The organism is Pantoea stewartii (assembly GCF_011044475.1).
Taxonomy (GTDB): Bacteria; Pseudomonadota; Gammaproteobacteria; order Enterobacterales; family Enterobacteriaceae; genus Pantoea; species Pantoea stewartii.
Genome location: NZ_CP049115.1, coordinates 3,929,433 through 3,942,043, shown reverse-complemented (window position 1 = coordinate 3,942,043; position 12,611 = coordinate 3,929,433). Strand labels below are relative to the sequence as shown.

The following is a 12,611-nucleotide window of genomic DNA, read 5'->3' as shown; positions in this document are numbered from 1 at the left end:
CCGGATGACCTGACGAGTCACTTTGCTTCTTTTCGGTCTTAACCGGTTCACGCTGATTTCACACCCGCTTCTTTCTCTTGTCTCTGCCCGGCTTCTTACCCTCTCGTCAGACTGCGCTGACGTGTCACGCGGCTGACAAGCGTGTCTGAAGCCACTTTGTCTTTGTGGCAGCGCAAATCTGTTCTTTCCTGTCTGCCTGAAGCACGGTCTGCCCTGCGCCTGTTCTCAGTCAGCGACAGCGTGCTGTCCGTTGCACGGTTTGCCCGCCATCGCCGCCCCGCTGTTTCCCCTGGGTTTTACAGGGTTGCATTCATATCGGCCACGGCGCATAATATTGTTATATTATAACATTGCATTGGTGAGAAGTATGAAAACGAATATTCATCCCTCCTATCGTGCCGTGGTGTTCCATGACACCTCGGCTGATGTCTTTTTCAAAATCGGTTCAACAATCAAAACCGACCGTACCGTTGAGTTTGAAGGCGAAACCCTGCCGTATGTGACGCTTGATGTCTCCTCGGCCTCTCATGTGTTTTACACCGGTAAGCAGAAAGACTTTGCCAAAGAAGGCAGTACCGCGCGCTTTAATCAGCGTTTTGGGCGTTTTCTGGGTCGGAAATAAGCGAGGGCAACATGCAGGTACTCAGCTCACTCCGTTGCGCAAAGCGTCGCCATCGGGATTGCAAAGTCGTTCGGCGTAAAGGCCGTATCTATGTCATCTGCAAAACGAATCCGCGCTTTAAAGCCGTGCAGGGAAGAAAGAAAAAACGTTGATGTGTCGTGAACCTTAGCCGGACTGTCTCTTTCGAGCCATTCCGGCTTTTTTTATGCTTAGCGCATGCTCTTGAGCATCACGTCAACGTTGTGTTTAAACGCGGCTTCATAGGTCGGCGCCGGTCCGGACGCGGTGGACAGCGCTTCCGGATAAAGCTCACCACCCGGCTTCGCGCCTGTCGCGCTGGCAATCTGCTTCACCAGACGGGGATCGGTCTGATTTTCCATAAAGTAGGTTTTGATATGCTCCTGCTTAAGTTGGGTGATCAAACTGGCTACATCGCTGGCGCTGGCTTCCGCTTCGGTGGAGAAACCAACCGGCGCAAGGAACGTGACGCCATAGCGTTGCCCAAAGTAACCGAAAGCATCATGGCTGGTCAGCACCTTACGTTTTTGCTGCGGAATGGCGGCAAAAGAGGTTTTGGCCCAGGCGTCCAGCTTTTGCAGTTGCTGAATATATTTTTCGCCGCGCTGACGGATATCTTCAGCGTCCTGGGGATCGGCCTTGATTAACGCATTCATTACGTTTTTGGCATAAATGGTGCCGTTATACATGCTGTTCCACGCATGGGGATCGGTAATGGTTTTGCCATCCTCTTCCATCGTGCGGGTTTCAATCCCTGTCGAGGCCACTACGGGCTCCCCTTTATAACCTGAGGCCGTCACCAGACGGTTCATCCAGCCCTCCAGACCAAGTCCGCTGACAAACACCACATCGGCTTTTGCCAGCGCTTCGCTGTCCTGCGGCGTCGGTTCAAAAGTATGGGGATCGCCATTGGGCCCGACCAGGCTTTTAACATGAACATGATCGCCGCCAATTTGTTTGACGATATCGGCCAGCACGGTAAAACTCGCCACCGCATCGATCGTTTTCGCCATGGTGAAGGGGCTGACGACTAATGCACCGATTGCCAGACTAATGGGTAATATCTTCATCGCTACCTCTGATTAATGGCGGCGCAGAATGCCACCGCACGGCCCTGTTAAGATGGAGAGAAAAAACAACATTGCGGCACTCAACACCACCGCCGGTCCGGCCGGCAGTGAAAAGTGCCAGGAAAGGACTAACCCCGTAAATGCCGACAGGACAGCCATCAACATGGCCGCGCCCAGCATCAGTACCAGATGACGGCTCCAGAATCGCGCGCTGGCGGCAGGCAACATCATCAGCCCGACCGACATCAGCGTGCCCAGCACCTGAAAACCCGCCACCAGGTTAAGCACCACCAGCGTCAGGAAAATACCGTGCACCAGCGGTGCGCTCCATTTACCTTGCGCACGCAGAAAATCCGCGTCAAAAGCGTCAATAACCAGAGGGCGATAGATCACCGCCAGCATCAAGAGGGTAAACGCGGCGATGCTGCCCACCACGATCAGGGCCGGGTTGTCCACCGCCAGCAATGAACCGAACAGGACGTGAAGCAGATCCACGCTGGAGCCACGCAGTGACACTAACGTCACGCCCAGCGCCAGCGAACCCAGATAGAAGCCGGCAAAACTCGCATCTTCTTTCAGTGGCGTATAACGGCTGACTGCACCGGACAATAACGCCACCGCCAGCCCCGCTATCAGCCCACCCACGCCCATCGCAACAAGGGATAAGCCTGAGATTAAATAGCCAATGGCGGCACCGGGCAGTACGGCATGGGATAACGCATCACCGATCAGGCTCATACGCCGTAAGGAGAGAAAGACGCCCAGCGGGGTGGCACTGAATGCCAGAGCAATACAGGCCACCAGCGCCCTGCGCATAAAGCTGAATTCAATAAAAGGTTGAATAAGCGTCACGGGGCAATGCTCCGTAACGGCGTCATAGCAACCGCACTGCGCTGATGCGATCCCTCATCCATTGACAGCACATCCGTAAAATAACGTTCAACTAACGGACGGTCATGCAACACGACCAGCAGCGTCGTGCCCGCCTGCTGCTGCTGCTGCAGAATTGACATCAGTAACGCCACCGTTTTGCTGTCAATGCCGTTAAAAGGCTCATCCAGCAGCCACAAGCGACTACGTTGCAGCATGAGCCGGGCAAACAGGACACGCTGTAGCTGGCCGCCAGACAATGTCGCGGGCTGAGCATCCGCATAATCACGCATCTGCACCGCATCCAGCGCGGCGTTTATCTCATTGCGCAGTGCCCGGTTAATGCCGCCAAACCAGCCACAGCGCGGCCAGCAGCCAATAGAAACCAGCTCAAACACGGTGAGCGGGAAACGCGTTTCCAGTTCGCTACGTTGCGGCAACCAGCCCACTTCACGGCGCGAGATCCGCACATCACACTGCCCGCTTACCGGGGGTAATAATCCGGCGATCGTCTTTATCAGGGTAGATTTACCGCTGCCGTTGGCACCGATTAAGGCGGTCATACTGCCCTGCGCCAGTTCTGTTGTCACAACGGGCGTGACCGCGCGTCCCTGATAACCTGCCTGCAAATGCCTGAACGTTATCACGGCTGCATTCCCCACCACATCGCCAGCGCCAGTACGGCGATTAACATCAATGCCACCAACAGCCGTCCACCGAGTGACATCAGCAGTCCACTTTGATTCATCACTACACCAAAAATGTTATAACATAACAACCATCATACCCGATGTTGTCCGCCCACTGGCACGGCAATGTGTTTCAAAAAATAAACCAGGGCACAAATTGCCCGTATAAGGCCCAATAAGAAGCAGCAGTGAATCAATCACTTGCTTAAATGAGAGCATCACAGAGCAATATTGCTGAAGAGGGGGACTTGCAAAGCGACAAAAGAACATCAATGATGGGTCTGAAGACATTTATTATGAGTACGCTATGTCAGTAAGCATTGAATGTGATGTTGCGCAGAATGAAACGGATTGCGTAAAATTAGCTACAATCATTGAACGGAATATTCTCAAAATAACAGAATCTCTGGTTGGCGATTTGCAATGGTATTCCGCAAACGCTCAGTTAGTACCAGACAGTTTAAAAGTTATTGATGTTCAGATGACCGGACCGAATAGATTTAAGTTACTTTACGATTTCCAGTGGAATTTATTTAATCCTTGTCTGGATTTAAATGAAACCATTACGCAAAATGAACAAGTCAGTTTTCATATCGGCCCTGCCGCGCTTGTGTTTGAGCCCATTGAGAATCACCGTCCCTCACCCGGAGATGAATTGTAATATTTAGTAATGGAGGTGAGCAGAACTAATGATTTTACACTATCCTTAATGCAGTCCGTTAATTATAAGCCCAACCACCACTTCCTGGCCGCTTCACCGAACCTGGCCGCATTGCGGTAACTTTGCTAGCTACGGAGGGGAAAAAGATGGACGAATACTCACCGAAACGGCATGATATTGCCCAGCTTAAATACGTGTGTGAGAGTTTGTTTGACGCCAGTATGGCAACATTAACCGACAGCCATCATGGCTGGGTAAATGACCCTACTGCCGATGGTAATTTACAGCTGAACGATCTGATAGAGCATATCGCCTCTTTCACTATGAATTACAAAATTAAGCATGCAGAAGACGAAGCGCTGATTACCCAAATCGATGAATATCTTGATGATACTTTTATGCTATTTAGCAACTATAGCGTTAACACTCAGGATCTGCAGCGCTGGCAACGTTCAGCAAAACGTTTATTTAATCTGTTTCAAGAAGAGTGCGCTTATCTTCAACAGCCAAGCCATTCATTATAGTACTGACGTGAGAACGGTTTATTTATGAACAAAACCCTGACTAAAACTGATTATTTGATGCGACTGAGACGTTGTCGCTCAATTGACACGCTCGAAAGAGTGATTGAGAAAAATAAGTATGAATTGTCCGATGATGAATTAGCCGTATTTTACTCCGCAGCCGATCACCGCCTGGCTGAACTGACGATGAACAAACTGTATGACAAAGTCCCCGTGTCAGTATGGAAATTTGTACGCTGAGTTAATTTTTGCGTTACGTTTAATCTGATTTAACCCGCCCGTTTCTGTTCGACTCGCCTGCCGGCAATGGATCGGCCCAGGCGAGCTTTGCCTGCCTGCGAAGAAAGAGGCGTGTCAAAAAAAGCGAGTGACAAGAGAGGAATCGGGTGGAGACAAAATGGTGGAGGCCCTGCCAGCTACATCCCGGCACACGCGTCACCTGCTGCGGCTGCTTCCTTCCGGACCTGACCGAGTTCACAAGCTAGCATTGCGGGAGAACCAACAGGGCCCCCATTGACAAGCCCTCATATCGAGAGCGCAGGCATTATCGGGGAAGCCTATGGCAATTGCAAGCCTGGCACGGATGACCGTTGGTTTCTTGTACGATCCCTGTAAATTACCCCCTTTATGTTAGCATTATGGTTCTTTTACTGGCAGGTAAGCCTATGAACTCAACCACTGACGGCTTTAAACAACGTATCTGGCAAATTGTGGCCGCCATTCCGCCCGGCAAGGTTACCACCTATGGCGATGTGGCATTACTGGCAGGCTCGCCCCGCGCGGCGCGCCAGGTGGGCGGCGTTCTGAGCCGCTTACCGGAAGGCAGTACGCTTCCCTGGCATCGGGTGATTAACCGTCACGGTACGCTTTCGCTCCAGGGCGAACGTTTTTTTCGTCAGCGTGAAGCGCTGGAAGCGGAAGGCGTGGAAGTTACGGAGGCAGGTCAGATCGATCTGGCTAAGTTTCGCTGGCAGTTTTAATACTGCAGGGCGGCACAGCGCGCCGCCCTGCCTCAGAGCCTTACATCGTTGTCGGTGCCGGCACGGCGGCGGACGGCGTAACCTGCGTGGGGGATGTCGGTGGCACAGTGGTGACGGCGCCAGGCTGAGTCTTCATCGGTACAGAAGGCACGGGCACTAACACCAGATCGGCTTTGGTGCCGCCCTGATTCACGACCGGTTTCACTTCTTCCGTAACGAAGGCCAGCTTGCCATTAACCGTAATTGCTGCGCTCAACAAAATGCGTGCATTTGGCTGAACATCCGCTGGGTTAAACGGCAGTATGAAATGGAACGGCGCCTGTTTCCCGTCGGTGCGAACCACGCGCTGTGCCAACACTTTGGACGGTGCATCTGCCACCGATGCATCAGACAGGGTCACTGTCAGGGCTGCATCAGGCGGTAACGCGATACGCTGACGAATATAAACCGCCCCGCTTACATTAGGCTGAGCGATGGTCGCCGTTTGTCCTGCGACCGCAGAGCCCAATGTCGGTGTCGGTACTGGTTTTCCTTTATGGGCACAACCTGCGAGAGCCATGGCCATCGCGACGCCACTTAACACATGCCAGAATTTCATCGATGTCGTCTCCTTTTGATCAGAATGATTTTTAGCAGTGAATCTTTATTACAGCGTTTCACTCGCCGTATAGCTTTAATGTTGGCACAAAATCAAAAGTTTGCCTGGTTGGATGAAAGTCCAAAAGTGTGGTTGACGGAAACTGGTCGGATCTTTCACACTTAACAAAATACATTTTCTCAGGATAGCGCCATGAGTCAGGCACTCGAAAATCTGCTTAATCTTATTCATCTGGAAAAACTCGACGAGGGGTTATTTCGCGGCCAGAGCGAAGATTTGGGCCTGCGTCAGGTATTTGGCGGTCAGGTCGTTGGACAGGCTCTCTTTGCGGCCAAACAGACCGTTCCAGAGGATCGGGGCGTTCACTCCTTTCACAGCTATTTTCTTCGCCCCGGCGACAGCCAAAAGGCGATTATTTACGATGTTGAAAGTCTGCGCGACGGCAAAAGTTTTAGCGCGCGCCGCGTCAGTGCCATCCAAAATGGTCAGCCGATCTTTTATATGACGGCATCCTTCCAGTCTCCGGAAAGCGGGTTTGAACATCAAAAACCGATGCCGCAGGTTAAAGGACCGGAAAACCTGGCCAACGAGCAGCAAATGGCGCAAAAAATGGCGCATATGCTGCCGGAAAAATTACGCGAAAAATTTGTCGCTGAACGCCCGCTGGAAATCCGCCCGGTACAGATCCACAACCCGTTAAGAGGCCATGTCGATAAACCGCAGCGTCAGGTGTGGATTCGGGCCAATGGCACCCTGCCCGACGATGTGCGTATCCATCAGTATCTCCTTGGCTATGCGTCCGATCTCAACTTTCTGCCTGTGGCCTTACAACCGCATGGTAAAGGTTTTCTTGAAGCCGATATGCAGGTGGCGACCATTGATCACTCTATGTGGTTCCATCGGCCACTGAACTTCAATGACTGGCTGCTTTACAGCGTGGAAAGCACCTCAGCATCGGGTGCACGCGGCTTTGTTCGCGGGGAGTTTTACAATCAACAGGGTGAGCTGGTCGCGTCTACCGTGCAGGAAGGCGTTATGCGTCAGCGCAGCGAATAGCAAAAAGGGGCGAATCATCGCCCCTTTTTATTTATTCAGACTGACAAGTTACTGGTTGTAAGCGTTCTCGCCATGGCTGTTGACGTCCAGACCTTCGCGCTCCTGCTCTTCCGGTACGCGCAGACCGACGATCATATCGGCCAGTTTAAAGCCAATAAAGGCAACGACGGCAGACCAGACAATGGTAACGCCCACGCTCAGCAACTGAATCGCAACCTGATGGCCCATGGTCACGCCAGGCGCATAACCCACGCCGCCAAGTGAAGATGAAGCAAACACGCCGGTCAGGATACAACCGATGATGCCACAGACACCGTGGACACCGAACACATCGCAGGGATCGTCAACGCGCAGCCATTTTTTCAGCGTTGTCACGCCCCAGATACCTGCCAGACCACCCACGATACCGATGATCAGCGCGCCGCCAACACCGACATAACCACAAGCCGGCGTGATGGCAACCAGACCAGCAATAAAGCCAGAACAGGCACCTAACAAAGACGGTTTACCACGCAGCGCCCACTCGCCAAAAGTCCAGGCCAGCACCGCACCCGCCGTCGCAACCACGGTATTCAGGAAGGCCAGAGCAGCAATTTCATTCGCAGCGGAAGCTGAACCGGCGTTAAAACCAAACCAGCCAACATACAGAATCGCAGTACCGGTGAACACCATCGGCAGGTTGTGTGGTTTGAATGCTTCTTTGCCAAAACCGGCACGTTTGCCCACCAGGTAAGCACCAACCAGACCGGCTACCGCAGCGTTAATGTGCACCACCGTGCCGCCCGCGAAGTCCAGTGCGCCATCCTGAGCCAGTAAGCCGCCCGCCCAGACCATATGCGCAATGGGAAGATAAGCCAGGGTCAGCCAGACACCGACAAAAATCAGCACCGCGGAGAAACGGATACGTTCCGCCAGCGCACCGACGACCAGACCGACCGTGATACAGGCAAAGGATGCCTGGAACGCGACGTGAATATATTGATAAAAGGTGCCCATGACGGCGGTCAGTGCAATGTTTTTCAGCATGGCCCAGTTGAAGCTGCCAAAGAAAGCATTGCCTTCGCTGAAGGCCAGTGAGTAGCCATAAACCACCCACAGTACGCACACCAGCGAGAAGGTCACCGCAACCTGTGTGAGCATCGACAGCACGTTTTTACTGCGGATCAGGCCGCCGTAAAACAGTGCAATCCCAGGAATTGACATAAACAGCACCAGTGCGGTGCAAATCATCATAAAGGCGTTGTCGGCTTTGTCCGCTACGGCAGGTGCCGCCATCGCCAGCGACGGTAACAGTGCCAGGCTGGTCAGGCCCAACTTGGTCAGCATTTTATTCATTTTTTTCCATCCCATCACATTACTGAGTCTTGTTTACAGTGCGGCTTCGTCGGTTTCGCCGGTACGTATGCGAATCACGCGCTGCAGTTCAGCAACGAAAATCTTGCCGTCGCCAATTTTTCCGGTGTAAGCCGCTTTACTGATTACGTCCACTACTTCGTCCAGTTGGTCATCGGCAATGGCGATATCAATTTTTACTTTCGGCAGAAAATTTACGCTGTATTCCGCCCCGCGATAGAGTTCAGCATGTCCTTTCTGACGCCCAAAACCTTTAACTTCGGAGACGGTCAGTCCCTGAATACCAATTGAAGACAATGCTTCTCGCACATCTTCCAGCTTGAACGGCTTAATCACGACGGTAACCAGCTTCATAGCCTCTCCTTAAGGATTAAAATAGGTCGGTCTCATGGACACGGAGAGACTTAAGCAAAGCCTGTGCCAGATATAATCAGTGGGCAAAATCACTATTCAGGCTGCGATAGAATCAGGGTTAGGAAACGCAGAATAAATAAGCAGGACGCAGTGACGGGATGACTAAGCGAAGCGGATGCACGCTTTTGGTGCTGTTAAGCACAAAGACGTGCATCCAAACGGGTCAACAAGGAAAAAATGCGCAAAAAAGGTGCAAATCATCCGGCACTGGTCAGCACCTCATCCGATTCGAGCCGATCACCTGCCTGCTGCAGCTGGTACATTTGCCAGTAACGGCCCTGCAAGGCCAGCAGCTGCTGATGATTCCCCTGCTCGACAACGCGGCCACGGTGCAAAACCAGAATCGTATCGGCCTCGGTGATAGTGGAAAGGCGGTGAGCAATCACTACCAGGGTCGTATATTGACGTAAGGTGCGCAGCGTGTGTTGGATCGCCTGCTCCGTGCCGGAGTCAATATTCGCGGTAGCTTCATCCAGTATTAAAATCTGCGGCAGTTGCACCAGCACCCGAGCCAGGGCCAGTAACTGTTTCTGCCCTACCGAGAGATTATTACCCTGCTCTCCCAGTCGGGTATGGATACCGTCAGGCAAGGCGCGCGCCAGCGGGGCCAGCTGTACCTGTTCAAGTACCGACCAGACCGCCTCTTCACTGATATCCCGACCCAGCCGTACATTCGCTAACAGCGTGTCGGCCAGCACCACCGGATCCTGCTGTACCATCGCGATACCGCGACGCAGTGCCTCATGGGAATACTGGTTAAGCGGACGATCGTCCAGGCGCACCTCGCCGCGCGTGGCGGGGTAATAGCCCATCAGCAAATTTGCCAGTGTGCTCTTGCCGCTGCCGGTATGTCCCACCAGGGCGACAAAGCCCCGCGAAGGCACGTCGAGATCAATATTACTCAGCACCTCACGATCGTCCCGGTAGGCAAAGCTCAGGTTCTCCAGCGTAATGCGCCCCGATTGCAGAGGCCGATCGTCATGACCGTAATGCTGCTGTGGCGCATCCATGAGTTCAAAAATACGTTCGCCCGCCACGACCGCCTGTTGCAGCATCGACTGCTGGGTGGTCAGTTCGATCAGCGGTTCATTGAGGCGCCCCAGATAGGTAATAAAGGCGTAAAGTACCCCAACTTCAAACACACCCGGCACCGAAAAGCTGAACAGCAACAGTAATCCGCAGAGTATCAGCGCGGAGAACAGGCTCAGCAGCGGTCGTAGCAGGAAACCATCCAGTCTGAGCGTTTCCATGCGCGCCAGATAATGTGAACGGCTGGCCTCCAGCATGCGTTCACCAAAGCGCGCCTGCTGGCGAAACTGTTGTATCACGCTCATTCCGCTGATGACTTCATTGAAGCCATTATTAATGTCTGCCAGGTAGCTGCGTACACGACGGGCTATCGGCGTGCTGTAGCGCTGATAAATCAGCATCACAATGAGCACCATCGGGAAAATTAACATCGCCACCAGCGCCATGCGCCAGTCCAGACTAAACATCGCCACCATCATGGCACCGACCAGCGCGGCGCTACGCAGCACCGTTGCCACCACCGTGACGTACAGATCCCGAACAACTTCGGTATCATTCGTGACCCGGGAAATAATTTGCCCGACCGGCTGCGTATCAAAGGCGCCGAGCGGCTGGCGCAGTGCCGCATTCATGGCGTCGGTACGCAGGCGCTGTACCACACCAATGGCGGCCCGGTTAAACAGTAAGGCCTGCCAGTAATGCAAAGCGGCAGCCAGAAGCTGCAACAGGATAAAACTTACGACCAGTCCCGCCACCGTGCCCCACGGCATCTGATGCTTTGCGACCAGATTATCAATAAAATAGCTCACCAGAACCGGACCGGTCACTTCTGCCGCGGCCGCAATCCACAGCATCAACACGGCCAGAGACAATGACTTGCGCCACGGGCTGCCATAGCTGAGCAGGCGTTTGAGCGTTGGCCACATACGTTGTGATTTAGCCATGTGCCACCTCTTCTTCCCTCTCATCGTCGTCCAGTGCCGCTTCCAGCTGTTGGTAACGGTACATATCGCGATACCAGCCAGGCATATTTGCCAGCCCGGCATGATCGCCACGTTGTGCCACCGTGCCTTTTTGCAGCACCAGAATTTCGCTGGCCTCTGTCAGCGCCGACAAACGATGCGCACTGATAATGATCGTTCGCCCTCTGCCCCACTGCCGCAGATTATGCAGGATGTCGTGTTCAGTGCGACCATCAACCGCCGAGAGTGCATCATCAAGCACCAGAATTTCCGCATTCATCAGCAAGGCACGGGCGATGGAAATGCGTTGTTTTTGACCACCCGACAGCATGACGCCGCGCTCGCCCACCTCGGTTTCATAGCCCTGCGGCAGACGCAGAATATCCTCGTGCACGCAGGCCATTTTCGCCGCCTGCTCAATCTCGTCCTGCGTGGCGTTGGGCTTACCCAACGCAATATTACGGGCCACACTGTCCGAGAACAGGAACGGAGTTTGGCTCACCACGGCCAGGCGACTGCGCCAGCTGTCCAGACGCAGCGACGGCAGCGGGATGGCATGGTAGCGAATATCACCTTGCTGAATGTCGAAATGACGCTGAATCAGACTCAGTAACGTGGTTTTACCACTGCCGGTCGGGCCACACAGCCCCAGCATATCGCCCGGTTTTAACTGGAAGGTGACATTGCTTAATACCGCACCGGCACTGGCGGGATAATGAAATTCGCGGATAGCCACCTGCAGCGTTCCCGCCGGCTCAGGCAAGGTGTGATCACCGTCTTCCACCACTGGCGCTTCGGATAATAATGCGCGGATGCGGCTCCAGGCTGCGCTGCCACGTTCAACGATGTTAAACATCCATGCCAGCGCCAGCATCGGCCAAATCATCAGGCCAAGATACATTACAAAGCTGGTGAGCTGGCCCAAGGTCATGTCTCCGTGCCACACCAGCCAGCTTCCGCCGCCTATCGCCAGCAGGTTGGCAAAACCAATGGCAATATAGATGGTGGGATCGAAACGCGCATCCACCCGGGCAACGCGCAGATTTTTTTCGCCGGTATCGCGTGCAATATCGGCAAACTGCTGGGACTGATGCTGCTCAAGTCCAAATGCTTTGATCATACGGATACTGGTCAGGCTCTCCTGCGTTTGATCGTTCAGGCTGGAAAAGGCGGCCTGAGCCAGTTTGAAACGGTTATGGAGTTGCTCGCCATAGCGGTGAATTACCAGTGCCATAAACGGCATCGGAATAAGCGAAATCAGCGTTAACTGCCAGCTGATTTGGGTACTCATGGCAATCAGCACAACACATCCCATCACCAGCGAATCCACCAGCGTGAGCACGCCTTCCCCGGCAGCAAAAACCACGCGATCCACATCGTTCGTGGCACGGGCAATGAGATCGCCGGTGCGATGGCGCAGGTAAAAGGCGGGCTGCTGTCGGCTGAGCTGACGGTAAAAGTCCTCGCGTAATTCGACGGCGAGTTGATAGGACGCGCCAAACAACAGCACGCGCCAGACATAACGCAGCAGATAAACCACGACGGCAGTCAGCAGCATCACCCCAATCCACATCATAATGCGGCTGGCGCTCATGCTGTGATGCGTTACGCCGTCAACCACCACGCCAACCACCCACGGCGGCAGAAGTTGCAGCACGGCAATGATGATTAATAAAGTGACGGCGCCCAGATAACGCCGCCACTCACGGATAAAATACCAACTTAACTGGCTGAATAATCGCACAAGGCAGCTCTCAATCTCAGG

Annotated in this window: 15 protein-coding genes and 1 other RNA gene; 7 read left to right on the top strand and 9 right to left on the bottom strand. The window is 53.6% G+C overall.

All coding sequences use genetic code 11. The features are described 5' to 3' along the window. Positions 1 to 367: 367 nt before the first annotated feature. Both G5574_RS18555 and ykgO read left to right on the top strand, forming a co-directional pair. Positions 368 to 622: a type B 50S ribosomal protein L31 gene (locus G5574_RS18555; RefSeq protein ID WP_164483024.1), complete on the top strand. Its 255-nt coding sequence runs from the start codon at positions 368 to 370 to the stop codon at positions 620 to 622. Positions 623 to 633: 11 nt separating this feature from the next. Further along, positions 634 to 774: a type B 50S ribosomal protein L36 gene (ykgO, locus tag G5574_RS18550; protein ID WP_006117931.1), complete on the top strand. Its 141-nt coding sequence runs from the start codon at positions 634 to 636 to the stop codon at positions 772 to 774. Between the two features lie 57 nt (positions 775 to 831). Here the strand turns inward: ykgO and G5574_RS18545 are convergent, their stop codons facing one another. The 3 genes from G5574_RS18545 to G5574_RS18535 are packed head-to-tail and all read right to left on the bottom strand — an operon-like array spanning position 832 to position 3,227. Further along, a complete protein-coding gene (locus G5574_RS18545; RefSeq protein ID WP_033738684.1) occupies positions 832 to 1,710 on the bottom strand; it encodes a metal ABC transporter substrate-binding protein in 879 nt (292 codons plus the stop codon). A 12-nt stretch (positions 1,711 to 1,722) separates the two neighbouring features. Continuing rightward, entirely contained in the window at positions 1,723 to 2,562 is an 840-nt protein-coding gene (locus G5574_RS18540; RefSeq protein WP_006117933.1) for a metal ABC transporter permease, read from the bottom strand. Further along, positions 2,559 to 3,227 (bottom strand): metal ABC transporter ATP-binding protein, encoded by a 669-nt coding sequence (locus G5574_RS18535; protein ID WP_033738793.1) that lies wholly within the window; start codon positions 3,225 to 3,227, stop codon positions 2,559 to 2,561. Before G5574_RS18535 ends, G5574_RS18540 begins: the two co-directional genes overlap by 4 nt. A gap of 349 nt (positions 3,228 to 3,576) precedes the next feature. Here G5574_RS18535 and G5574_RS18530 point away from each other — a divergent pair, with 349 nt between their 5' ends. The 3 genes from G5574_RS18530 (at position 3,577) to G5574_RS18520 (ending at position 4,694) form a co-directional block, all read left to right on the top strand. Next, complete coding sequence (locus tag G5574_RS18530; protein WP_033738682.1) at positions 3,577 to 3,930, top strand: hypothetical protein; 354 nt, start codon at positions 3,577 to 3,579, stop codon at positions 3,928 to 3,930. A gap of 146 nt (positions 3,931 to 4,076) precedes the next feature. Beyond that, entirely contained in the window at positions 4,077 to 4,454 is a 378-nt protein-coding gene (tomB, locus tag G5574_RS18525) for an Hha toxicity modulator TomB (RefSeq protein ID WP_039338473.1), read from the top strand. Between the two features lie 24 nt (positions 4,455 to 4,478). Then, positions 4,479 to 4,694, top strand: a complete 216-nt coding sequence (locus tag G5574_RS18520) for an HHA domain-containing protein (RefSeq protein ID WP_006117940.1) — start codon at positions 4,479 to 4,481, stop codon at positions 4,692 to 4,694. 167 nt (positions 4,695 to 4,861) lie between these two features. Here G5574_RS18520 and ffs read toward each other — a convergent pair. After that, positions 4,862 to 4,958, bottom strand: an RNA gene (gene ffs / locus G5574_RS18515) — signal recognition particle sRNA small type. Between the two features lie 134 nt (positions 4,959 to 5,092). On the opposite strand from ffs, the gene G5574_RS18510 reads away from it, so the two are divergent. Beyond that, positions 5,093 to 5,434: an MGMT family protein gene (locus G5574_RS18510; protein WP_152998336.1), complete on the top strand. Its 342-nt coding sequence runs from the start codon at positions 5,093 to 5,095 to the stop codon at positions 5,432 to 5,434. A 40-nt stretch (positions 5,435 to 5,474) separates the two neighbouring features. On the opposite strand, the gene G5574_RS18505 is transcribed toward G5574_RS18510, so the two are convergent. Further along, a complete protein-coding gene (locus G5574_RS18505; RefSeq protein WP_006117943.1) occupies positions 5,475 to 6,032 on the bottom strand; it encodes a YbaY family lipoprotein in 558 nt (185 codons plus the stop codon). A 192-nt stretch (positions 6,033 to 6,224) separates the two neighbouring features. Here G5574_RS18505 and tesB point away from each other — a divergent pair, with 192 nt between their 5' ends. Further along, the gene (gene tesB / locus G5574_RS18500) at positions 6,225 to 7,088 is read left to right on the top strand and encodes an acyl-CoA thioesterase II (protein ID WP_006117944.1); all 864 of its coding nucleotides are present in this window, start codon (positions 6,225 to 6,227) and stop codon (positions 7,086 to 7,088) included. A 48-nt stretch (positions 7,089 to 7,136) separates the two neighbouring features. Here the strand turns inward: tesB and amtB are convergent, their stop codons facing one another. The 4 genes from amtB to G5574_RS18480 all read right to left on the bottom strand — a co-directional run bounded on the left by amtB (position 7,137) and on the right by G5574_RS18480 (position 12,590). Further along, positions 7,137 to 8,423, bottom strand: coding sequence for an ammonium transporter AmtB (amtB, locus tag G5574_RS18495; RefSeq protein ID WP_033738675.1), 1,287 nt, complete (start codon positions 8,421 to 8,423; stop codon positions 7,137 to 7,139). A 33-nt stretch (positions 8,424 to 8,456) separates the two neighbouring features. Continuing rightward, the gene (glnK, locus tag G5574_RS18490) at positions 8,457 to 8,795 is read right to left on the bottom strand and encodes a P-II family nitrogen regulator (protein ID WP_003850469.1); all 339 of its coding nucleotides are present in this window, start codon (positions 8,793 to 8,795) and stop codon (positions 8,457 to 8,459) included. A gap of 257 nt (positions 8,796 to 9,052) precedes the next feature. Further along, on the bottom strand, positions 9,053 to 10,828 hold the full coding sequence (locus G5574_RS18485; protein ID WP_006117947.1) for a SmdB family multidrug efflux ABC transporter permease/ATP-binding protein: 1,776 nt from the start codon (positions 10,826 to 10,828) through the stop codon (positions 9,053 to 9,055). Next, a complete protein-coding gene (locus G5574_RS18480; protein ID WP_033738672.1) occupies positions 10,821 to 12,590 on the bottom strand; it encodes a SmdA family multidrug ABC transporter permease/ATP-binding protein in 1,770 nt (589 codons plus the stop codon). Before G5574_RS18480 ends, G5574_RS18485 begins: the two co-directional genes overlap by 8 nt. Between the last annotated feature and the right edge of the window lie 21 nt (positions 12,591 to 12,611).